We start from the raw sequence: 21,054 nt of genomic DNA, 5'->3' as shown, positions 1-21,054 counted from the left end.
GGCACAGGGAATTGACGGGAATGAACAAAACACTCCGGTGGCCGGAGTCGCCACCATACGAATAACGAGAGAGGCCCGGGTGCGGGCGGCCGAGCAGACAGGTGAAGGCAAAGGAGAGGAGAATGTGCATGGAGAGCTCGGCAAGAAGTTGATATAAAAGACTTTTTGCGCATGCTGTGCGGCGGCGCGAACTCCTTAATTAAACATGAAAATCCTGATAACCACAAGGTTAAAAAAACGCAACCGCCTTGCATGGCTGTCAAAAAGAGAGTATATTTACCGGTAACAATTCTGTTTCCAAGGGTTCCGTGCGGCGATCTGCGCCCGCACGGGCTCTCTTCCCATGCGGGATGGTCTTTCCCCCAAGGGCCTGAGGGGTTGCACACCCCGATTCGGCGCTGCCCGGTAGCAAAACCGCCACAAAGCCACCGCGTCGGTTCAGGCACCACGGGGTTGACCCCATTTCTCCCCCCCGCACCCTTTAAAAGATCGTGCAGCAGCCTCACCACGCGTTTTGTCATGAACTGTCAATAAGCCTTACAGAAAAGACCCCACGGGAAAAGCCGATGAAACGAGAGATCTACAGCAGCCAGCGCGGAAACGACGGGACCAGCGGCATGCTCCGCATCATCAAAGAGATCGCCTTTTCAGATGACCCGAGGGACTTCGGGTACATGGCCGACAACGTCCCCTGCCAGCATGCCTGCCCCGCCGCCACCAACGTGCCGGGATACATCCGGTGCATCACCGAGAACCGTTACGGGCGCTCCTATGAATTGAACCGGGTTTACAACATCCTGCCCGCCACCCTGGGGCGGATCTGTTCCCGGCCCTGCGAGGCGGCCTGCCGCCACGGGGAGGACGACCTGGGGGACCCGGTGAATATCTGCCATTTAAAGCGTTCGGCAGCCGATTTGAAACCGGCCATGCACCGCATCAAAGAGGACCTGTACGCCCCGTCGGGTAAGAGCGTGGCCGTCATCGGCTCCGGCCCTGCGGGCATCGGGGCGGCCCACGACCTGGCCGTGTACGGACACAACGTCACCCTCTATGAGAGCATGCCCGAAGCAGGCGGAATGCTGCGCTACGGGATTCCCGCCTTTCGGCTGCCCCGGGATATTCTGGACCTTGAGATCGAAAATGTCCTGAGGCTGGGGGTGGTGCTCCGGACCCGGGTGCTGGTGGGGCACGACATCGTCCTTAAAGACCTGCTTAAAAAACACGATGCCGTGATCACCACCGTGGGATGCATGGAGCCCAACCGCCTGGGGGTGGAGGGGGAGGAGATGGAAGGGGTGATCTCCGGCCTCGACTACATGGTGAGGACCAACCTCGGACAGGAGGTGGAGACGGGCCGCCGGGTCATCGTGGTGGGGGATGGCTTTACCGCCATGGACTGTGCCCGGACGTCCCTTCGCATGGGGGCCGAGAGCGTGCGTATCAATATCCTGGCCACCGAAGAGCACATGCCCGTGGACGACCATGAAATTCGCGAGGTGAAGGTGGAAGGGGGCCGCATTTACAGCCTGGTGAGCACCCACCGGATTTTGGGGACGGGTGGCCGGGTGGAGGGCATTGAGTTCCTCAGGACCCGCCTGGAAGACACCCCGGACGGCAAGGGCCGCATCGCCGTGCCCATCGAAAACTCCGAGTTTGTCATGGAGGCGGACACCATCATCAGCGCCATCGGCCAGCATCCCCTGGTGGACCTGGGCCAGCCCCTTAATATGGACGGGCAGCGCATCGGGGTGAAGCCCGGACGGTATCTCACCTCCGTGGACCGCCTTTACGCCGCAGGCGATTGCGTCACCGGCGCCTCCAACGTCATCTCCGCCCTGGCCGCCGGGCGCCACGCCGCCCACGAGGTGGACGAGCTCTTTGCCGGGCGCAGGCGCAAGGCGCTTCTGGTGCGATTCGAACCGGCCGAGCAGACCGACCGGGAGCGGGAGTACGATTTCATCAAGCCGGTGGCCATGCCCACCCTGCCCGTTGAGGAACGTTTTGAAGATGCGGACAATGAGGTGGAAGAGGGCTACGGCGAGGCCGAGGCCGTCAAGGAGTCTTTGCGCTGCTACCTCTGCAGCTTGAAATATGAGATCGACGTGTCCCGGTGCATCTACTGCTCCATGTGCATCGACGTGGCTCCCCGGGACTGCATCAAGATGATCTCAAGCGTTGCCGAGAACCCCGACGGAAGCTACGGGGAGTACGGCGAGACAGGCAACTGGAACGACGTGGTGGCCATCGCCATCGACAACAAGCGCTGTATTCGCTGCGGGAAGTGTTACGAGGTCTGTCCCATGGACTGCATAACCATAACCAAAACCGAGCTGGTGGAAGTGGACAGGGAGGAGTGATGCCGAAGGACGACCATTACGTCATCATAGGAAACGGCCCGGCGGGCAACAGCGCGGCCGACACCTTGCGCAGGGAAGACCCGGAGGCCAAGATCACCATCATCTCCGATGAGAAACCCCTGTATTACTACAAGCACCGGGTGCCCCTCTACACCGTGGGGGGCTGCCAGGCCGAGGATCTCGTCATCCGTCCCTATCGGGGGTACCAGGAGAAACGGATCCGGCTGCGTCTGGGCCAGCGCGTGGAGAAGGTCGACCCGGCTGAAAAGGTGGTCTACCTCCGGCACATGGAGAAGGTGCACTACACCAAACTCATCCTGGCCGTGGGCGCCTCGGCCCGTCGGCTCCCCACCCACGCCGGGTTTGCCGAGTACCTTCACTGCCTGGCCGGTTTCGATGACGCCCGCATGGTGCGGGATGCCATGGAAAAGGCCTCCTGCCTTGCCGTTCTCGGAGGGGATCTCACCAGCATGGGCTTTGCCAGGGAGGCCCGCAAAGCGGGTAAGGAGGTGGTGTTTGTCCTTTACAGCAGCCTCTTCTGGCCCGTGAGCCTCAAGGATGAAATTCAGAAGAACGTAACCAAACGCCTCACCAGCCTTGGGGTTACCGTGATCACCGATGCCGAGCCGGTGACGGATGTCCGGCCCGAAGGGGAGGGATTTATTCTGATCCTGCCCGACGGTGCGGAGCTTTCAGCCGACCTGGTCTTCTCCTTTTTCGGCTCCGTCCCCAATATCCGGTTTCTGGTGGGCAGCGGGATCAACACGGAAAAGGGGGTGCTCGTGGACCACCTCATGCGCAGCAACCATGAAGATGTCTATGCCTGCGGGGATTGCGCCCAGATCTACAACCCGGACCTTAAGGATTACTGGGTTTCCGTGGGCTGGGGCAATGCCGAGGCACAAGGTGAGATCACCGCCATGAACCTTCTGGGCCGGGAAAAGATCATCGACTACCAGCCCAAGGAGATCTTTGAGATGGATGGGGTTACCATCCGCACCTCCTGGTGGAAATCCTTCGCATAAGCAGGGGCTAAAGCCCCTGCACCCCAGGTTCGCAAATGCTCCGTCCCTTCGTTCCTCAGGGACGTCTCATTTGCTGACGGGCTTCGCCCGTGCCTTCGGAGGCACCGCGGTTAAACCTAATAATTCACAAGGTACGTTAACGTATCCAGGTCCGTCGGAATTTTTGAATTTACTTGCATAAACCGCAAGGGCAATATGCTTTCGAGGTGGCTCACCTCGCCGCCGGAGGCTTATTTTTTGACCCAATTTGACAATAGAAGGCATCGGATGTTTTGAGCTGCATGTTCAATACAGGAGAGCGAACACGATGACGACCAGCGTTGATATTGTGATTGAGATCTGTGGCAGCGCAGGGGAGGGGACCATCTCCGCCGGCGAGGTGATGACCCGCTTCATGAGCAGCGAGGGCTACGACATTGTCTCCTTTGATTCGTTTCCTTCGGAGATCCGGGGGTTCGGTAAGTGTGTGGCCCATTTTCGAGTCAGCTCGGAGAAGGTGCTCTCACCGGGGAAGTACACGGACGTTCTGGTGGCTCTGAACGACGCCCATGCCATCACCCAGATGGCAGGGCTTCGGAAAGACGGGGTGCTGATTTATGACAGCAAGCCCCCGGTCTGCCACGAGGAGGACATGAGCATTGCCGGATGGGCCGAGCCGGGCATGACCGCCTACGGCATCCCCATGCTGGAGCTGGCCAACAAGGCCGCGGGCAACGCCAAGGGCCGGAACATGGTGGCCATCGGCGCGGTGGCCGCCCTGTTCGGCATCGACCCCGAGGCCATGAAGGCCTTTATCGAGGCACGCTACAAGGGCAAGAAGCAGGTGATTATCGACAGCAATCTGGCCTCGTTCAGCCTCGGGTACGAGTGGACGACGAGCCATGTCGCCAAGGAAGACCCGTATTCCTTCCAGGGGGCGGCCCCCCCGCCCCCCAATGGCGAGCAGGTCATCATGAACGGCAACGAAGCCGTGGCCATGGCCGCCATGGACAGCGGGCTCCGTCTTTATGCGGGGTACCCCATCACCCCGGCCACCAAGATCATGGAGATCCTGAGCAAGCGCCTGGGAGACTTCGGGGGGGTGATGATCCAGACCGAGGACGAAATCTCGGCCGCCGGCAACGTGGTGGGGGCAGGGTTCTCAGGAAAACGGGCCATGACAGCCACCTCCGGACCGGGGTTTGCCCTCATGGGGGAGATGATCAACCTGGCGGTGATGGCCGAGGTGCCCGCCGTTATCGTCAACTCCCAGCGGGGCGGTCCCAGCACCGGGCTTCCCACCAAAATGGAGCAGAGCGATCTGTCCGCGGCGGTCTGCGGCGGCACCGGGGATTCGCCCCGGGTGGTCTTTGCCCCCAGGGACGTCATGGATTGTTACGCCATGACCTGCCTGGCCTTCTACACCGCCGAGAAGTACCAGACCCCGGTGGTGATTCTCCTCGATTTTTACCTGTCCAACAGCATCCGGAACATTCCCAAGCCCGATCCGCCGGAGGAGGCCATGCTGTCTGCCAACGTTTTTCCGGAGGATGAGGACTTAGACGACTACGAGCGGTTCAAGATCACCGAGAGCGGCATCTCCCCGAGGACCCTTCCGGGGATGCCCTACGGGATGTTCGTGGACACCGGCCTGGAGCACAACACCTACGGCAAGCCCGTCTACGACGGCGAAAATCATCTGGCCATGACCGAGAAGCGGTTCAGAAAGTTCAAGACCCTTCAGGCCGAACTGCCTCCGGTCATGGAGTCAGGCACCGAAGGGGAGGTGGATATCGGGATCCTCTCCTGGGGCTCTTCCTCCGGGGCCGCCGAAGAGGCCGTGAGAAGGGCCCGGAAAAAGGGGCATCGCATCGCCTCCTTCCACTCCTCGGTGATCTATCCACTGCCCGAAGAGGCCTTGAAAGCCTTCAGTGGGCGATGCAAGACCCTGGTGGTTGCCGAGCTCAACCACACCGGGCAGTACGCCAACCTCGTGGCCCCGGTCATCAACCGGGAGGTGCACCGCCTCAACCTCATCTCCGGACTGCCCATGGCGTCCGAGGATATTCTGGAGTTTATCGGGAAGTTTAAGTTTTAGGGTCAGCACAAAGATTAAACATACAAAATGCGATGTCTTCTCATGGAAGCCATTGAGGCTAAAACATCTTGAAAGCAGGTTGCTGATGCGATCCAGGTTGGCTTGAATCTGTTTTTTAAAACCGGTTTGTTAAACTTTTAGCCCCCGGCAGGGCCGCCGGAGGCATAAGCTGAATCGTTACAGGATGTGTTTATCAAACTTTTCAAAAGTTTGGCCGCCGGCAGAGCCGCCGGAGGCGCTTTTGGATCAAAGACGGAGTTGACATGACCTACATCAGCGACGCCCTGGTGAAAGTCCGGGGAGAGGGGTTCCTTGATTACCGTACCCGCGAGCTGCCTACCTGGTGCCCGGGATGCGGGTACTTCGGCATTGCCCACGCCCTGCTGCAGGTGGTGGGGGAGCTTGGCCTTCGCAATGAAGAGATGTGTGTGGTCAGCGGCATCGGCTGCGCCGGGCGATTTCCCATCTTCATGAAGGTCTACGGATTTCATACCCTCCACGGACGGGCCGTCCCCATCGCCAGCGGCGTGAAGCTGGCCTCGCCGGACCTGACGGTGTTTGCCGTGGGAGGGGACGGAGATATCCTGGGCATCGGGGGCGGTCACCTGCCCCATATTGCCCGGAAAAATATCGACGTCACCTTGTTTCTCTTCGACAACTCCATCTACGGTCTCACCAAGGGGCAGTCGTCTCCCACAACGCCCATGGGCAACGTCACCGGCTCCCACCCCCGGGGCAACCCCGACACCCCCCTGAATCCCGTGGCCCTTGCCCTCTCCTACGGTGCCTCCTTTGTGGCCCGGGGCTTTGCCGGGGACGTGGAGGGCATGAAACACATCATGCACCAGGGAATCCTTCACAAAGGGTTCAGCTTTCTGCACCTTGTCTCCCCGTGCGTCACCTTCGACAAGGAGAACTACACCTGGAAGCGACTCTCGGAGCTGGCCCTCCCCCTGCCCCACACCCACGATCCCGAGGACCACGAGGCCGCCCTGCGCCTGGCACGGGACGAACGCCTTATGACCGGTATTTTTTATCAGGACGCCCTGCGGCCGTCCTACATCGATCATTTAGAAGCCCAACGCAAGAGGGGGTAAAGGGCCGGAAAGCCTTCTATGGTTAAAGTCGGATGAACGACAGGGGCAAGAGGGCTCAGAGTAAAAACCCAAAAGATGCCTCCGGCGGCAAGGTGTGCCACCTTGAAAGCAAGTTGCGAATGCGCTTTCCCCTTCGTTCCTCAGGGAAAATCACATTCGCCATTGGTTCAGATTAAACTGAATCTGTTTTTTAAACCTGTTTATTGAACTTTTTAAAAGTTTAGCCCCCTGGCAGGGCCGCCGGATGCATCTTTAACCTGGCTGCCCAGCCGGGGATCATGACACCGAATGATGAGGCCCGTCTCTTTTCCAGAGGCGGTTGCATAATGTCACCCGGCACGCGAATGCCCCGGTAAGGATCGTGTCACGATACCCTTCAAACATTCGCCATTGGGTTTCAAGGTGCCCCCACCTTGCCGCCGGAGGCTTCTTTTCGTGAATTGATTTGTTATCAAAACCCGTTCTGGTAACGCCTTTGAATCAAAAAAAGCCCATGATCCTGATTCGGATCATGGGCTGTTCTGTTTTCCGGGAAGCACCGGGGAAAAGGGGTCACACAGAGGTGATGATGTCGTCGATGAACTCCTCGATGGGCATGGCCGGAAGGGTCATGGTTTTGACGGTGCCCAGGGCATCGAGCTCCGTGGTGATGCGAAAGATGGTTTTTTCATCCTTGGCCTTGATGATGGTAAGGAAGTCCCAGGGCCCGAGAAGGGCAAACTGATCCACGAGGATGCCACCCCGGTTCTCAATGGCCTGGGCCGAGAGTTTCATGCCGACCGGGTCATTCTGGATGGCTTTTTTGCCCTCTTCGGTCAATTCCGTCAGGATGATAAAGGTTTTCATCGGCTCACCTCCGTTTCGACGTTGTTGGTGGGTTGTCCGACAGGCGTTACGGGGGACATGGGCCTGACGGGGGTGATGTGGAGCGGTTCTGTCGTGTGGTGTGTGGTGGGTAGTCTGTAGTTAACTATACCTTTGAACGCGGATTTCTGTCAAACACAGTGTTCCTGTTCGGGCCGCGTTTGTCCGGCGTTCCTGCGGGCGATATGTACAGCACGCGGGGCGATGCTTCTCTGCTTGCCGGAGGGGCTTTTTTATCATTAGGCCGTTAAACGTGTTGTGTGATAAAGGCGTATTCGGTATGAAAATGAGACGTATAATATTCTATTGATCCGGAGGACATATGGTACTCGATTTTGCGAAAATGGAAGGCATAGGAAACGATTTTGTCCTGCTGGACGACATGGATGGGGCCCTGGGCGCCATGGGGTATCCGGCCCTTGCCAGAAAGCTCTGCGACCGGCGGTTCGGCGTGGGGGCCGACGGCATTATCCTGGCCCTTCCCTCGGATGCCTGCGATATCGGCTTTCGTATCTTCAACTCCGACGGGTCCGAGGCGGAAATGTGCGGAAACGGAATGCGCTGCTTTGCCGCCTTTGTCAACGACAGGGGCCTGCTTGCCGGGACCCGCTTTACGGTGGAGACCAAGGCCGGGACCATTGTCCCTGAGATCATCGAGGCGACCCGGGACGGTGTGACCCGGGTGTGCGTGGACATGGGCGAGCCGGTGCTGTCTCCCCGGAAGATCCCCTTTGATGTGGAAGGCGAGCGGGCCGTGTCCGTTCCCCTCACCGCCGATGACCGGGAATATGCCGTCACCGCCGTCTCCATGGGCAACCCCCATGCCGTCATCGTGGTGGATCGCCTTACAGGAGACGAGCCTACGACCTTCGGCCCTTCCATCGAGACCCATCCGTTGTTTCCTTTGAAGACCAACGTGGAGTTCGTGGAGGTGGTGTCTTCCTCGGAAGTGAAGATGCGCGTCTGGGAGCGGGGGGCCGGCGAGACCCTGGCCTGCGGCACCGGCGCATGCGCCACGGCTGTGGCAACGAATTTGCTGGGCCTTACGGGCCGTGAGGTGAAGGTGGGGCTGAAGGGTGGTGATTTGATCATTGCCTGGAACGAGTCCGACAACCATATCTTAAAGACCGGACCGGCCACGCTGGTGTTCGAAGGGCGGGTCACGGTCTGAAACCCACAGGGACGCGGGGGGCAGGGGCTGTAAACTGCTGCCCCCCGCGTCCCTTGCATGTCTCGGTGCCCCGGGAGGTGACCGCCGGGACCAGGGGAGGTGTATGATGAACCGGTTGACCCCCTATGATGAGGCACAGGCCCTGGTGGCCGCCGTTCGGGTCCATGAGTTTACGAAAAAAGCGTCCCCCTCTTTTAAAGAGGTGGCCGAGATCCTTGAGATGACCACGGACTGGGTGTCCAGGGTATGCTCGGAGCTGACGGAAAAAGGCATTGTCGACCTGGTGGAGGGCCCCTTCCAGACCACCTGCATTGTTATTGAAGACCACCTCGCCGTGGAGTCCCTTCCGAAAAAAGCCCGGGAGAACCGCATGGAAGAGGAACTGAAAAAGTTCAAGGAGAAGACCGCAGGTCTCTACGAACAGAAGGTCAAGGCCATTCAGGAAGAGCAGAAGAAAAAAGAGCAGGACCTCTATAACGACATCGCCGACAAGTTCAAGCGCGAACTGGACTCATAGGCTGGCGAACACACCCGAATTTCATTTTTTTGATACCTATTTGAGCCTGCAGTTGCCTCCGGCGGGTCGCCGGAGGCAACAATGAGCTGAATCGTTACTTTTCGATCAGGGAAACCACCTGTCTTTCATCTTCATGTACAGGGCCTTCCAGCTCTCCCCGGATCCACCGCATGCAGGGCGCCCTCCCGTGCTGCAGCCCTCCGCCTCTTCGGCAAAAGCGCCACCCATGGCGGTCATCTCTTCAGGGGTGGCATCCATGGTGCCCGTAACCCGTGCCGGAAAACCGCTGCGGGTGATGGCCCGTCCGATGGTCTCCGATGAGATACCGGCGTTATGCACAACCACCACCACACCCTTGGATGAATCACCGGTGACCCGGGCGCCGTCCGCCACACGTGCCACCCCCGTTGAAATGGCGGCTAGGCATGCGTCGCAGGCCATCCGATCCACGTCAAATGTTGTTTTTTTCCCTGCGTCCTGTGCCCATGAGGCCACCGACACAACGCCCACGAACAGGGCCGCAAGAATCACCGCTGCTGACCGCATTCCCCCTCCTTTACGCATGTTGCGCTTACCGTGAGGTGTTTCCCTGTCCTTGCGTTTTGATACATCATACACATGCATCTTTCATGAAACGTGCCGAACAGGAAGAAGTCCCATAAAATCTAGGAATTGTGGCGTTTAAAGGGGAGCGAATGCTGGGGAAGGCGCACCGGTAAAGAATACTCTGCACACGCCTGGAGACTATTCACCAGGAGCCGGGGCAAGATTCCTGGTTCATTTTGCGGGAAACAATGGTACGAAAGCCCTGTTGACCGGAGGCCCTTGCGGGGGCCTGCCATTAAAACAGAGATTCCGGCCCTTAAAGCATCGCCGCCAAGGCACGCGCATCAGGCCTGAGCACTCTGCAACCATCCGCCATCACTGGGAGCCCCATGGATTTTGCCCTTACCCCCGTCATCGCCCTTTGTCTTTTCGTCACCGGAATCGCTGCCGGCTTTGTGGACTCCATCGCAGGGGGAGGCGGGCTGGTGGCCCTGCCCATGCTGCTTTCCGTCGGCATGCCCCCCCAGCTTGCCCTGGGAACGAACAAGCTCCAGGGCTCCTTCGGCACCTTTTCGGCCGCCCTCAACTACATCCAGAAAGGCGAGGTCAATCTGAAAGAGTCTGCCATGGGCATTGTCGCCACCCTAACCGGTGCAGCCACCGGAGCATGGACCATCCAGCACATGGAGGCCGGTTTTCTCCAGGGCCTGATCCCCCTTCTCCTCTTGGGCGTGCTGGTCTACACACTGGCCTCCCCCGATTTCGGCGACACCCAGCGCAAACCCAAGCTTCCCACCCCGGTCTTCTACACCCTCTGCGGCCTGCTCCTGGGGTTTTACGACGGTTTCTTCGGTCCCGGTACCGGCTCCTTCTGGACCACGGGGATGGTGCTCTTTTTAGGCTTCTCCATGACCCGGGCCGCCGGGTACACCCGTGTCATGAACTTCACCAGCAACGTCGTGGCCCTTACCGTCTTCATCGCCCTGGGCAACGTCGTCTGGAGTGCAGGGCTCATCATGGCTGCCGGTCAGGTCATCGGCGCACGCACCGGTTCCTCCCTGGCCATCAAAAACGGATCCAGGCTCATCAAGCCCATTTTCATCACCGTGGTCTTTCTGACCACGGCAAGACTCGTCTACCAGACCTACCTCTAACCCGCAGGGTCCAAAATTGCCTCCGGCGGCCCTGCCGGAGGCATTTTTTTTACACAAACCGATCGTCGGATCGTTTATCAGAGACGGTTTTTTCGTCGGCGGTCATCCAGCCTGAGGTGCTCTGTTCAACCTGGTCGAAGTTTTTGATGTAGGGTTTGATGTCGATGAGCGGGGTGCCGTCTAGCATATCGGCCCCGGTGAAGTGCACGGTGTTTCCCTCCACCCGGGTGACGCGGACGATGGAGATGCCTATGTGGGCGGGGCGCAAGGGGGAGCGGGTGGAGAAGACCCCGCGGGGCCGGGTGTCCATGAAGGGGACCACGGTGAGTTCGGTGCGGGTGGCCTTGTGGAAGTGGTAGATGAGGTAGATGTGGCTGAAGCCTTCAAGGTCGCGCAACCCGTCGGCGTATTCGGGGAGAAGGAGGGCGTGGCCTTTGACCTCTTTTGCCCCTTTGGGCTGAATGGGCATGGACGCAAGTTCCCTGTGGGGTGTGTGCAGGGTTCCGATGGGTGATATTTCCATGATCTCTTCGTTCCTTTGCTTGTCTGGGGGGGTGAAATACACTACATAAGCACACGCACATCCTGTTTCAGAAGAAACCGCCACCGGCGCATGTACCGTATGCCTTCGGGACGAGGGCCATACGAATCGGGTGGCTTTATTTCAAGGTGCGTCGCACGTCGTCCTGCCTCCATGTTTGGCCTCCCCTGTTTTTTTTCCCGACCTTATCTGGAGAGACCCATGGACGCATTGTTTGAAAACTACAGGACACTTCTCGCGCGCGTGAGCGCCCGTTGCGGGGAGATCGAAGCCGCGCTTTCAGGCCACATGGCCTGCCGCAAGGGGTGCAGCGCCTGTTGCCTGAATATTTCTCTTTTTCCGGTGGAGGCCGTCAGCCTTCGCCTGGCCTTTGACACCCTTTCCGAGGACCAGAAAGCCCTTGCCCTGACCCGGGCAGCCGAAAGCAGCGACGAGGGACCCTGTCCTCTCTTAGACGGGGCCGGGGCCTGCCTTTTATACGGGTATCGGCCCGTGATCTGCAGGACCCACGGGCTTCCCATCCTTTTTGACGACGGCAAGGGGAACCAGAGGGTCGACTTCTGCCCGGAGAATCTCCAGGGACTCTCCTCCCTTTCCGGGGATGTCATGATCAACCTGGACCCCATGAATCAGATGCTGGCCGCCGTCAATGCCATGTTCTGCGACGAGCTTTTTGGCACGGAGGCTCCCTTTGAGCGGCTTTCCATTGCCGATACCCTGTATCTGGACGTGGCGTAGCAGGCCCTGCCGGGGGCCAAATTTTTGAAACGTTTGACAAACAGGCCTTGCTCAATTTCATAGAACCCTTCGCGAATGCCCTCACCCTGAGGAACGAAGGGGGAGGGCATTCGCAGCCTGGGGTTCAGGGGATCATCCCCTGGCCGCCGGAGGCATGCTTTTTCCGTGCACTTTAACCATAGAAGGCAAACTGAATAGTTCGCCGGTTTTTATGAAATATCCGGGTTAAGGTTTTATCCAGCGGATCCATCCGAAGGTTTCCATGTTTTTTCGGATGTAGGTGCTGTGGAGCACCAGGTGAATGCCCACGGCAATGATGAACAGGATCCCCGCCCATTCGTGGAGGCCGGTCAGCGCATGGCGGATGTCCACCAGCACGCTCCCCTTGGCTTCGTACCCGTGGGGAAGAACCCACGCATTGATCAGCCCGGTCACGGCAAGAAAACTTCCCAGCACAAACAGGGTTACATTGACCCCCCACATCTTTTTCGGTCGCTGCATATCTTCTTTACTCCTTACATGAATCCGTGTGTTTCCTTTTAGCCTACGGACCTAGGTATACGCCCGGGGACGGAAAAAATCAATTCCCCGCCTGGGGGGCCTTTTGGGGAGCTGCTCGTGTCTTTGATCTGGGTGGTTTTTCAAGGGGGGCGTGCGGGTGGCAACGATTTTTGGGGAAGGGGGGGGACACCACGCCTCCGGGCCTTGATCACCGTTTGGGTCACCAGGGTGTTATTGATGGCACCGTCCCAAAAGGCCGACAGCCCGTAGGGTGCACTCTGTGCACCATGTCCGGGCCACCCAAGGTTTCGATTCTACCGAGGCGTTCGGGGCATGACAGGCTTTGATTTTAGTGCACGGAGTGCACCCGACGAATCGGCTTTTTGCAGGTCGCGGCCCAAACGATGATCAAGGTGCGCATCCGCCTTTAAAGCCGAATTCAATTAAGCCGAATTTTTAAGACCTGTCTTTCGTAAAATCAGGCAAAAGGTTAGCCCCCGGCAGGGCCGCCGAAGGCGAATCGTTGCTGTTTTATTCTGGCTTTGCAGGCAGGCCGCTGCCGTTGAGCATCTCCCGGAGGACCTGCTTCAACTCGCTGATCTGATAGGGCTTCTGGAGGTAGGAGCAGCTGTCGTCTGCGGCCAGGTCTGATTCGGACGGGGCCGAACCGTATCCGCTGGCGATGATGGCCTTGGCCGAGGGGTTGACGATGCGGATCTGGTCCAGGGCTTCGCTGCCGCTTAATCCTGGCATGGTCATGTCGAGGATGACGCAGCGGATTTTTTGCCGGTGGGCCTTGTAGAGGGAGACCGCTTCCCTGCCGTCCTTTGCCGAGATAACGGAAAAACCCAGCTTTTCCACCATGCGCTGGGATATTTTTCGGACGGGCTCTTCGTCATCGGCAATGAGGATCAGGCCGCCCTGTTGCCGGATGGGCTTTTCCGTTGGGGGCGCTTCCGGTTGTTTTCTGTTCTCCACAGCGGCAAGGGATGCGGGCAAGAGCACCCGGATGTGGGTGCCCACCCCCGGGGTGCTGTCCACGGTCATGGTGCCCCGCAGCTGGCGGATGATGCCCAGAACGGCCGCCATGCCAAGGCCCGTGCCGGTTTTTTTTGTGGTGTAAAAGGGGTCGAAGAGCTTGTTTCGGGTTGTGGCGTCCATGCCGCAGCCGGTGTCGTCAATGTCGATGAAGGTGTAGGTGGCCTCGGGCAGGGGGGCATCTACGTCGGGGCGCACGGGCATGGAGCAGGCGTCCAGATCGCTTCGGGTGCAGAAGACTTTTCCTGTGCGGATCTCGATCTGGCCGCTGGCGTTGCCGATGGCCTGGGAGGCATTGGTCAGGAGGTTGAGGACCACCTGCCTGAGCTGGCTCAGGTTGCCTTCGATGTGGGGGGTGTGGCGGCCGGGATGAAACAGGATGCGCACTTTTTTGGACACCGACACCTCAATGAGGCTCATCATGTCCGAGACGAGGGTGTTGACGTTGACGATGCTGGTCTCCAGCTTTCCCTTGCCGGAGTAGACAAGGAGCTGCCGGGCCAGTTCCGTTGCCCGTTTTCCTGCGGTGACAATACTGTTGAGGGCCTTTTGTGGGCCGGGATTGCCTTCCACCTCTTCCAGGGCGATGTCCGCGTGGCCGAGGACCGCCATGAGGATGTTGTTGAAGTCGTGGGCAATGCCCCCGGCGATGATGCCCAGGCTTTCAAGTTTCTGGGCATGCTGCATCTTCAGTTCGAAGATGATGCGTTCCTCTTCGGCGTTTTTTTCCCGGGTGATGTCGTTGCAGGCGCGCAGTACCTTGGTGGCCCCCCCTTTGGACCTGAGGGTGGTGGTGCGCTCCCGGAAATGGCGCCAGCCATGGGAGAGGTGGCGTACGCGATAGTCCATGGGAGCGGCCGTGGCGCAGTGGGTCTTGTTCCGGTAGGTATCGGCAATGCGCTGCCTGTCGTCGGGATGGATCAGGGAGAGCCAGGCCTCCATGGTGGTGGGGCGGGTTTCCGGGGCGGAGCCGATGACGGCGTCGATGTTTCCGAACCAGACAAGGTCGTCGGTGGCCGGGCTCCATTCGCTGATGAGGTCGCTGGCGGTGAGGGCGGCAAGCTTGTACTTCTCCTCACTTTTGGACAGGGCTTCCATGGCCCTGACCGCTCGAAGGGTCTCGGAGCTGTAGGAGGCAAGGAGCCCTCCCACTTCGCGGTCCTGGTTGACAAAGGGGGGGCGTTTTTTGCCGTGGAGGGAGACGAGGCCAAAGGGTTTGCCCTCCTGGTTCTGCAGGGGAAAAATGACAAAGGAGCCGTTGTGGTACCCTCCGTATCCGCTGGGGCGAAGCGCCCCTTCGTTGCGAATGTCTCCGATGAGGACGGGTTCTTTGCGGTAGAGGGCGTACCCAAAGGGGGAGCTTTTGGCCACCGGGTAGGAGATGAGGCCGGGGGCGTGTCCCCCGTCCAGGCAGTGGACGAGGCGCAGGCCCTCCTGGCCGGCGATGTAGAGGCTCCCTCCCGATGCGTCCAGGTGGTGGCTGAACTCTTCGAGCAGGCGGGTGCCGAAGCTTTCGATGGTGACGCAGGAGGAGAGGCGCCTGGAGGAGTCCACCACCTCGGTGAGGCGCCGGTTCAGTTCGGTGAGGTAGCGGTTGGTGGTTTTCAATTCTTCGGAGCTGCGGGAGACGCGTTGTTCCAGGAGTTCTTTGTAGCGCTGATTCTGGTGCTTGAGTTTTATTTCCCGCAGGGCCCGTGACACCGACAGGGACAACATGTCCATATTTTTTAGGGGCTTGATCAGAAAATCGCTGGCACCTTTGCGGAGGCACGCCACCACCTCGGTGGGTTCGCAGGTGGTGGAGGTGACGATCACGGGGATTTCAGGCCATCGTCTCTGGAGGTGCCGGAAGAAGGAGTGCCCGTCCATGGCGGGGGTGCGCAGCTCTGAAATGATAAGGTCCGGAGGGTTGACGGCGATGAGCTGGGTGGCGGCGTGACCGTCCCTTGCCGTCATCACCTCATATCCGCAGGCTTCCAGGTGTGGGGCATACGTGTTGATAACCGAGGCGTCTTCGTCAATGACGAGGATGGGGCCCCGGGGTGTGCGATGGGTGGATGTCATGATGGTCTCCATTGCATCGTCAGTGCAAAGGCGCTGGTCCGGGGGGACCATTGGGGGATTGCCGGATGTGAATCGCAATGATGTCCGGGGAAAAGCTGCGTCTGGTGAAGGGGCACCTGTTGTCAGGAGAGGGTTGCTTGTCAACGAGGCTTTGTCGGTTGGAGATGCCTTTAAAATAAGATGCTTTCCCCAAATATAACGAATTGGTGGCGTGCATGTCAATTGGGATTTCAGCAGGTTATGGGTGATATATCGCATCGGGTGTGCTGGTGAGGGACTAGGCAGGGAGGGCGCTTCGCCCCGAAAGTCGGGGGATTTTGTTTTTCACTTTGGATTTGACAAGAGCAATTCCTTCACGCTATCTGTGTTAAATAATAGCAGACACGAAGTCTGTTGCGAATGTCGTTGTTCTGAAGTTGTCATGAATGGGCGCTCCACGAAGGTAAACGGCCACGAAGGCTTTCATTTGATGTGATGGGTTCGCAAAAACGCCGCCGGAAGCACCTCCCCCGGGAGGGTTCGGCAGGGAAGACCGGGGCATGGCCTGAAAGGGCATGGCCGGTTTTGGTTTTTTGCGGTGCCGTCACGTGGTTTACTTAAGGTGGTTTTTTGCTTTCTGAAATGGAGGAATCAAGATGAAACGCTTCGCAGCAGTCGTTGCCCTGACCCTTGGGGTCTGCCTTCCCACGTCCGCCCTGGCCCATTTTGGCATGGTGATCCCCGATACATCCGTTGTCTCCCAGAAAACCGGAAAACAACTCGATCTCTCCCTGTCCTTTTCGCATCCCTTTGAAGGGATCGGCATGCCCCTTGAAAAGCCCGCGGAGTTTTCCGTGGTCATGGACGGCAAGAAGCGGGACCTCACCGGGACCCTGACCCCCGCAGAGATCATGGGCAAGCCTTCCTGGACATCCACCTACGCCGTCAAAAGGCCAGGGGTCTACTCCTTTGTCATGACCCCGAAGCCCTACTGGGAACCTGCCGAGGATATCTTTATCATCCATTATACCAAGACCATCGTTCCGGCCTACGGCGGGGAAGAGGGCTGGGATGACGAGCTGGGCCTGAAGACCGAGATCGTCCCCCTGACCCGACCCTTCGGGCTGTATGCAGGCAACCTGTTCCAGGGGGTGGTGAAGCTCAACGGCAAGGCCGTTCCCGGGGCCGAAGTGGAGGTGGAGTTTTATAACCGGGACGGCAAGGCAAAGGCCGCCAACGAGTACCTGGTGACCCAGGTGGTGAAGGCCGACGCCAACGGGATTTTTTCCTTTACCGTGCCCACCGAGGGGTGGTGGGGCTTTTCCGCCCTCAATGAAGCGGACTACAGCCTGGAGGTCGACGGAGAGAAAAAGGGTGTCGAGCTGGGCGCCGTCCTCTGGGTGGAGTTTTCCAAGTGGCAGGGATGATGCCGGGCACCACAGACATGTTTGATTGACCAAGGAATTCAGCGATGCATATTTCGGAAGGGGTGTTGTCCGCCCCGGTGCTCCTGGCCGGGGCTGCCGTCGCCGCAGGCGGCGTGGCCTACGGCCTGAAGCGGATGGACGGGGAGGCAACCGTCAGCGCCGCGTTGGTGACCTCTGCGTTTTTCGTGGCGTCCCTTATCCACCTGAACATCGGCCCGGCCAGCGTTCACCTTGTCTTAAACGGGCTGGTGGGCCTGGTCTTGGGCTGGGCGGCATTTCCCGCCATCTTTACGGGCCTGCTTCTCCAGGCCCTTCTCTTCCAGTACGGGGGCCTGACCACCCTGGGGGTCAACACCGTGGTGATGGCAGCGCCTGCCGTGGGGGTCTCCCTGCTGCTGGGGCCCCTGGTGTCCCGCAACGGGCGCGTGGGCATGGCCGCCTCCTTCGGGTGCGGGTTCCTTGCCGTTCTTTTCTCGTCCCTGCTCCTGGCCGCCGCCCTCGTGTTTACCGGAGAAAATTTTACAGTGATCGCCTGGGCGTCGGTGGTGGGAAACACACCCGTGATGGTTGTGGAAGGGATCTTCACCGCCTTTGTGATCTCCTTTCTCCTGCGCGTCTACCCTGAGTTACTGGGGGGGCTCATCAGGGCCCCGGAAGAGAAAAAGGAGGACCGATGAACCCCATGCGATGGCTGGTGATATTAAGCTTTCTTCTTTCCATGGCCTCTCCGGCCCTGGCCCACCGGATCAACATCTTTGCCCTGGATGAAGGGGGCGAGGTGTATACCGAAAGCACCTTTGCCGGAAAGCGTCCGGTGAAAAACGGGGTGATCCGGGTGTTCAACGCGGACGGCACCCAGGTATTCACCGGGAAGACAGACGATGCGGGCCTCTTAACCTTTTCCCGGCCCGAGTCCGGGGCCCTGACCGTGGAAGTGGATGCGGGGATGGGCCACAAGAGCCGGTGGGAGCTGGAGCCTGCAGAGGGCGCGCAGGCCTATAAGGATGTGGGCGCTGAGGTGGTGCCGGACGCACCGGCTTCCCAGGCCGCTGCTGTGGAAAAAGGGCTTTCCGCCGGGGACTGGACGCGCCTGGAGCAGGTGGTGGACAGCGCCGTGACCAGGTCCTTGCACCGGCAACAGGCGGAGACGCGGGTTCGGGACGTCGTGGGTGGCCTCGGCTACATCGTGGGCCTGCTGGGGGCGTTTGCCTGGTATCGCAGCCGGAAGGGGGCTGCATGAACGAGCCCTTTGTGGATATCTCTTCACCTATTCATCGCACGGCCCCCACCGTGAGGGTGGCGGTGGCCTTTGTCCTCTCCCTGGTCACGGCCCTTGCCTCAACCCCGACGGTGCCCCTTGCCGCCCTGGGGCTGGGGGGCTGCTTTCTTCTCCTTGCAAGGCTGCCCCTGGGGGCGGTTGTCAGGCGACTGATGCCCCTGTGCCTGTTTCTGTTTGTTCTCTGGGTGGTGCTGCCCTTTACCGGGGAGGGACCGGCCCTGGGCTCCCTGGGTCCCCTGACCGTCAAAGGCGACGGGCTGGCCCTGGCCTGCCTGATCTCCCTGAAGTCCTTTTCCATTCTCCTGATTCTCATGGCCCTGGTCTCCACCATGCACACCTTTGACCTGGGCCACGCCCTCAATGCCCTGGGCATGCCCACGAAGCTGACCTTTCTCATCGTGATGAGCGCCCGGTATATCGTCGTCATCGAGCGGGAGTACCGAAAACTGAGAAACGCGGCCCGCATGAGGGGCTTTCAATCCGACACCTCCCTGCACGCCTACCGGACCTTTGCCCACATGGCCGCCATGCTTCTGGTGCGCTCCCACCTTCGCGCAAAACGGGTGCACAACGCCATGGTGCTGCGGGGGTTTGACGGCCGGTTCAACCTGCTGACGGCCCGGCGTTCCGAGAGGATGGCAGGGTGCCTTCCCCAGACCGCCTGCATGGCCGGTTCCGTGGTGGCCCTTGTGGGCCTTGAGGTGGCCGTGCGGCTGGGCGGGATTTAGGTTAGGCTGCAGAAAAAAAAATAAATGCACAAAAAGCAAAGCCTTTTTATGGTTAAAGTGCATGGAAAAGCCTGCCTCCGGCAGGTCGCTTTTTTGAAAAAAAGCTCCGCAAAAAACTTTCCTGATTTTGAAACAGTCGACACTGTTTCGGCGGAGCCTGGAACGTTTTGCTTAAGACCTTTAACCACAGAAGGTGATATGTGATGGCTGAACAGTTGATGCATCTTTCAGGGCTTACCTACCGATACCCCGGTGACCGGGAACCGGTGATCAACGGGCTGGATTTTGCCGTGGACCAGGGGGCCAGCATCGGACTCATCGCCCCCAACGGCAGCGGAAAGACCACCTTGTTTCATCTGATGATGGGGCTTCTCAAGCCCCAGGCGGGCGTGATCACGGCCTTTGGCCGTGAGGTGAGCGGTGAGAAGGGATTTAAGGAGGTGAGGCGTCGGGTGGGGCTGTTGTTCCAGGATGCCGATGATCAGCTTTTCAGCCCGACGGTGCTGGAGGATGTGGCCTTCGGGCCCATGAACCTGGGCATGGGACGGCACGAGGCCCGGGCCAAAGCCAGGGACGTGCTGTCGGATCTGGGGCTTTCCGGCTACGAAGAGCGGATCACCTTTCGCCTTTCCGGCGGGGAGAAGCGCATGGTGGCCCTGGCCACGGTGCTGGCCATGGACCCGGACCTGCTGCTTCTGGACGAGCCCACCACGGGCCTGGACCGGGATACTTTTTCGAGGCTGGTGGCGGTGCTTCAGGCATCCAAGGTGGCCCGGGTGGTGATCTCCCACGATTTTGATTTCCTGGAGCAGGTGACCGATTCCCTGCACAGCCTCGTGCGGGGAAAGATCGTCATGGACGGGGGGCTTCACCTGCATCGCCATGCCCACGTCCATCGCCACGGGGACAATCCCCATCACCATCACTGAGGCGGCGAATGGCGTCCCGGTAGAGTGCGGGCACATCGGCCCGGCGCTTATGGCGCCGGACAAAGGCCAGCAGGTCATCGGCTGTGTCGATGTCGTGCCAGCCGTCAAGGAGGCGAAGGGTTATCCCCTGAGCCTTTGCCCTTCTGACGGTCTCCTCGGTCACCGAGCTGCAGCTCCACCGCATCTTGTCAAACACAGGCGCAAGAAGGGTTCCTCTGCGCGCTCCCACCAGGCAGTACCCCCCATCTGATACCGGCACGACCACCATGTCGTGGGTGTTCAATTCCCGAAAGGCCCCGCGGATTCGGTCCTCGGGAAGGTCCGGGATGTCTCCTCCGATGACCACCGCCTTGTCGTGACCGTCTGAAAAAGCCTCCATCAGGGCGTTTTCCATGCGCTGGCCGAGGTCGTCTCCCCGCTGGGGACGCATCTCGGGGTGTCCGGGAAGCCAGTCTTCCATGAACTCTTTTCGGTTGTCAGGGGTGTAGGCGATGCGGACAGGGCCCAACGGGGCAAGGCGGGCAAGGGAGGTCTCCACAAAGTGACGGTAGAGGTCAAGGGCCATGGCATTGCCCAGGCGGGCCGCCAGCCGGGTTTTGACCTTGCCGGGCTCCGGGGCTTTGACAAAAAGAATGATCAGGGGCATGGGGGTCCCTCGGGGTGTTTGGGTTTAACCATCGAAGGTGGGGACACTTCTGTGCAAGGGTACATCCCGGGGCCGGGGCTGTCCACCTTTCTCCTTGCATTCGAGGGGGCAGGGGCCCCATAATAAATGGTTATGAAACCAATCAATCACCAAGAGATCCTTTGTTATTGTTTCGGGTTGACCCGCGGGGACATTGCCGATGACCTTGCACTTCACGGGACTTCCACGCTGTTGACGAAAATCACCCATGCCAAGCTTGCCGGTGAATGCAGGTGTATGGAGACCCACCCGGAGAAACGCTGATGCGTCGGTGATGTTCGCCGGGCGGTGAAATCGGAGACCTTGAGGTCAACCCTGAAAAAGCAGACACCTGATA

General features: G+C 59.5%; 19 protein-coding genes. 13 read left to right on the top strand and 6 right to left on the bottom strand.

What is annotated here, in order from left to right; translation table 11 throughout:
* Nucleotides 1-566 precede the first annotated feature (566 nt).
* The 4 genes from BLQ12_RS14320 to BLQ12_RS14305 all read left to right on the top strand — a co-directional run bounded on the left by BLQ12_RS14320 (nt 567) and on the right by BLQ12_RS14305 (nt 6,556).
* Nucleotides 567-2,357 (top strand): FAD-dependent oxidoreductase, encoded by a 1,791-nt coding sequence (locus BLQ12_RS14320; protein WP_217640316.1) that lies wholly within the window; start codon nt 567-569, stop codon nt 2,355-2,357.
* A complete protein-coding gene (locus BLQ12_RS14315; RefSeq protein ID WP_092211351.1) occupies nt 2,357-3,382 on the top strand; it encodes an NAD(P)/FAD-dependent oxidoreductase in 1,026 nt (341 codons plus the stop codon). The genes BLQ12_RS14320 and BLQ12_RS14315 overlap by 1 nt, the downstream gene beginning before the upstream one ends.
* 307 nt (nt 3,383-3,689) lie before the next feature.
* Nucleotides 3,690-5,459, top strand: coding sequence for a 2-oxoacid:acceptor oxidoreductase subunit alpha (locus tag BLQ12_RS14310; protein WP_092211350.1), 1,770 nt, complete (start codon nt 3,690-3,692; stop codon nt 5,457-5,459).
* Nucleotides 5,460-5,722: 263 nt separating this feature from the next.
* On the top strand, nt 5,723-6,556 hold the full coding sequence (locus BLQ12_RS14305; protein ID WP_092211349.1) for a thiamine pyrophosphate-dependent enzyme: 834 nt from the start codon (nt 5,723-5,725) through the stop codon (nt 6,554-6,556).
* Between the two features lie 552 nt (nt 6,557-7,108).
* Here the strand turns inward: BLQ12_RS14305 and BLQ12_RS14300 are convergent.
* Nucleotides 7,109-7,402, bottom strand: a complete 294-nt coding sequence (locus tag BLQ12_RS14300; RefSeq protein WP_092211348.1) for a GYD domain-containing protein — start codon at nt 7,400-7,402, stop codon at nt 7,109-7,111.
* A gap of 340 nt (nt 7,403-7,742) precedes the next feature.
* Between BLQ12_RS14300 and dapF the strand changes: the two genes are divergently transcribed.
* Together dapF and BLQ12_RS14290 are read left to right on the top strand one after the other, a co-directional pair.
* Nucleotides 7,743-8,591, top strand: a complete 849-nt coding sequence (gene dapF, locus BLQ12_RS14295) for a diaminopimelate epimerase (protein ID WP_092211347.1) — start codon at nt 7,743-7,745, stop codon at nt 8,589-8,591.
* Nucleotides 8,592-8,694: 103 nt separating this feature from the next.
* On the top strand, nt 8,695-9,108 hold the full coding sequence (locus BLQ12_RS14290; protein WP_092211346.1) for a hypothetical protein: 414 nt from the start codon (nt 8,695-8,697) through the stop codon (nt 9,106-9,108).
* Between the two features lie 105 nt (nt 9,109-9,213).
* On the opposite strand, the gene BLQ12_RS14285 is transcribed toward BLQ12_RS14290, so the two are convergent.
* Complete coding sequence (locus BLQ12_RS14285) at nt 9,214-9,654, bottom strand: heavy-metal-associated domain-containing protein (RefSeq protein WP_092211345.1); 441 nt, start codon at nt 9,652-9,654, stop codon at nt 9,214-9,216.
* 389 nt (nt 9,655-10,043) lie between these two features.
* Here BLQ12_RS14285 and BLQ12_RS14280 point away from each other — a divergent pair, with 389 nt between their 5' ends.
* On the top strand, nt 10,044-10,808 hold the full coding sequence (locus BLQ12_RS14280; protein WP_092211344.1) for a TSUP family transporter: 765 nt from the start codon (nt 10,044-10,046) through the stop codon (nt 10,806-10,808).
* Nucleotides 10,809-10,857: 49 nt separating this feature from the next.
* Here the strand turns inward: BLQ12_RS14280 and tsaA are convergent, their stop codons facing one another.
* Nucleotides 10,858-11,331 (bottom strand): tRNA (N6-threonylcarbamoyladenosine(37)-N6)-methyltransferase TrmO, encoded by a 474-nt coding sequence (tsaA, locus tag BLQ12_RS14275; RefSeq protein WP_254782056.1) that lies wholly within the window; start codon nt 11,329-11,331, stop codon nt 10,858-10,860.
* Between the two features lie 219 nt (nt 11,332-11,550).
* Between tsaA and BLQ12_RS14270 the strand changes: the two genes are divergently transcribed.
* The gene (locus BLQ12_RS14270; protein WP_175469801.1) at nt 11,551-12,087 is read left to right on the top strand and encodes a YkgJ family cysteine cluster protein; all 537 of its coding nucleotides are present in this window, start codon (nt 11,551-11,553) and stop codon (nt 12,085-12,087) included.
* 225 nt (nt 12,088-12,312) lie between these two features.
* Here the strand turns inward: BLQ12_RS14270 and BLQ12_RS14265 are convergent, their stop codons facing one another.
* Together BLQ12_RS14265 and BLQ12_RS14260 are read right to left on the bottom strand one after the other, a co-directional pair.
* On the bottom strand, nt 12,313-12,588 hold the full coding sequence (locus tag BLQ12_RS14265; RefSeq protein ID WP_092211342.1) for a DUF4405 domain-containing protein: 276 nt from the start codon (nt 12,586-12,588) through the stop codon (nt 12,313-12,315).
* A gap of 531 nt (nt 12,589-13,119) precedes the next feature.
* Nucleotides 13,120-15,690, bottom strand: coding sequence for a response regulator (locus tag BLQ12_RS14260; protein ID WP_175469800.1), 2,571 nt, complete (start codon nt 15,688-15,690; stop codon nt 13,120-13,122).
* Between the two features lie 635 nt (nt 15,691-16,325).
* Here BLQ12_RS14260 and BLQ12_RS14255 point away from each other — a divergent pair.
* The 5 genes from BLQ12_RS14255 to BLQ12_RS14235 all read left to right on the top strand — a co-directional run bounded on the left by BLQ12_RS14255 (nt 16,326) and on the right by BLQ12_RS14235 (nt 20,032).
* Nucleotides 16,326-17,096: a DUF4198 domain-containing protein gene (locus BLQ12_RS14255; RefSeq protein WP_092211340.1), complete on the top strand. Its 771-nt coding sequence runs from the start codon at nt 16,326-16,328 to the stop codon at nt 17,094-17,096.
* Nucleotides 17,097-17,140: 44 nt separating this feature from the next.
* The gene (gene cbiM, locus BLQ12_RS14250; RefSeq protein WP_092211339.1) at nt 17,141-17,773 is read left to right on the top strand and encodes a cobalt transporter CbiM; all 633 of its coding nucleotides are present in this window, start codon (nt 17,141-17,143) and stop codon (nt 17,771-17,773) included.
* Nucleotides 17,770-18,336 carry a NikL family nickel/cobalt ECF transporter subunit gene (locus BLQ12_RS14245; protein ID WP_092211338.1) on the top strand — a complete coding sequence of 189 codons (567 nt, stop codon included), beginning with the start codon at nt 17,770-17,772 and terminating at the stop codon, nt 18,334-18,336. Before cbiM ends, BLQ12_RS14245 begins: the two co-directional genes overlap by 4 nt.
* Nucleotides 18,333-19,103 carry a cobalt ECF transporter T component CbiQ gene (cbiQ, locus tag BLQ12_RS14240; RefSeq protein ID WP_092211337.1) on the top strand — a complete coding sequence of 257 codons (771 nt, stop codon included), beginning with the start codon at nt 18,333-18,335 and terminating at the stop codon, nt 19,101-19,103. The genes BLQ12_RS14245 and cbiQ overlap by 4 nt, the downstream gene beginning before the upstream one ends.
* A gap of 203 nt (nt 19,104-19,306) precedes the next feature.
* Nucleotides 19,307-20,032, top strand: coding sequence for an energy-coupling factor ABC transporter ATP-binding protein (locus tag BLQ12_RS14235; RefSeq protein WP_092211336.1), 726 nt, complete (start codon nt 19,307-19,309; stop codon nt 20,030-20,032).
* Here BLQ12_RS14235 and BLQ12_RS14230 read toward each other — a convergent pair.
* Nucleotides 19,956-20,678: a TIGR04282 family arsenosugar biosynthesis glycosyltransferase gene (locus BLQ12_RS14230; RefSeq protein WP_092211335.1), complete on the bottom strand. Its 723-nt coding sequence runs from the start codon at nt 20,676-20,678 to the stop codon at nt 19,956-19,958. The genes BLQ12_RS14235 and BLQ12_RS14230 overlap by 77 nt on opposite strands.
* Between the last annotated feature and the right edge of the window lie 376 nt (nt 20,679-21,054).

The sequence above is a fragment of the Desulfoluna spongiiphila genome (genome assembly GCF_900101345.1).
GTDB lineage: Bacteria > Desulfobacterota > Desulfobacteria > Desulfobacterales > Desulfolunaceae > Desulfoluna > Desulfoluna spongiiphila.
The sequence above is the reverse complement of the archived record's forward strand: the minus strand, read 5'-3'. Positions and strand labels throughout refer to the sequence as shown.

Coding starts and splice junctions, on each gene's coding strand:
- BLQ12_RS14285 (WP_092211345.1), bottom strand. CDS start 9,654: ATGCGGTCAGCAGCGGTGATTCTTGCGGCCCTGTTCGTGGGCGTTGTG.
- BLQ12_RS14290 (WP_092211346.1), top strand. CDS start 8,695: ATGATGAACCGGTTGACCCCCTATGATGAGGCACAGGCCCTGGTGGCC.
- BLQ12_RS14310 (WP_092211350.1), top strand. CDS start 3,690: ATGACGACCAGCGTTGATATTGTGATTGAGATCTGTGGCAGCGCAGGG.
- tsaA (WP_254782056.1), bottom strand. CDS start 11,331: ATGGAAATATCACCCATCGGAACCCTGCACACACCCCACAGGGAACTT.
- cbiM (WP_092211339.1), top strand. CDS start 17,141: ATGCATATTTCGGAAGGGGTGTTGTCCGCCCCGGTGCTCCTGGCCGGG.
- BLQ12_RS14265 (WP_092211342.1), bottom strand. CDS start 12,588: ATGCAGCGACCGAAAAAGATGTGGGGGGTCAATGTAACCCTGTTTGTG.
- BLQ12_RS14255 (WP_092211340.1), top strand. CDS start 16,326: ATGAAACGCTTCGCAGCAGTCGTTGCCCTGACCCTTGGGGTCTGCCTT.
- BLQ12_RS14260 (WP_175469800.1), bottom strand. CDS start 15,690: ATGACATCCACCCATCGCACACCCCGGGGCCCCATCCTCGTCATTGAC.
- dapF (WP_092211347.1), top strand. CDS start 7,743: ATGGTACTCGATTTTGCGAAAATGGAAGGCATAGGAAACGATTTTGTC.
- BLQ12_RS14230 (WP_092211335.1), bottom strand. CDS start 20,678: ATGCCCCTGATCATTCTTTTTGTCAAAGCCCCGGAGCCCGGCAAGGTC.
- BLQ12_RS14305 (WP_092211349.1), top strand. CDS start 5,723: ATGACCTACATCAGCGACGCCCTGGTGAAAGTCCGGGGAGAGGGGTTC.
- BLQ12_RS14315 (WP_092211351.1), top strand. CDS start 2,357: ATGCCGAAGGACGACCATTACGTCATCATAGGAAACGGCCCGGCGGGC.
- BLQ12_RS14300 (WP_092211348.1), bottom strand. CDS start 7,402: ATGAAAACCTTTATCATCCTGACGGAATTGACCGAAGAGGGCAAAAAA.
- BLQ12_RS14320 (WP_217640316.1), top strand. CDS start 567: ATGAAACGAGAGATCTACAGCAGCCAGCGCGGAAACGACGGGACCAGC.
- BLQ12_RS14235 (WP_092211336.1), top strand. CDS start 19,307: ATGGCTGAACAGTTGATGCATCTTTCAGGGCTTACCTACCGATACCCC.
- BLQ12_RS14270 (WP_175469801.1), top strand. CDS start 11,551: ATGGACGCATTGTTTGAAAACTACAGGACACTTCTCGCGCGCGTGAGC.
- cbiQ (WP_092211337.1), top strand. CDS start 18,333: ATGAACGAGCCCTTTGTGGATATCTCTTCACCTATTCATCGCACGGCC.
- BLQ12_RS14280 (WP_092211344.1), top strand. CDS start 10,044: ATGGATTTTGCCCTTACCCCCGTCATCGCCCTTTGTCTTTTCGTCACC.
- BLQ12_RS14245 (WP_092211338.1), top strand. CDS start 17,770: ATGAACCCCATGCGATGGCTGGTGATATTAAGCTTTCTTCTTTCCATG.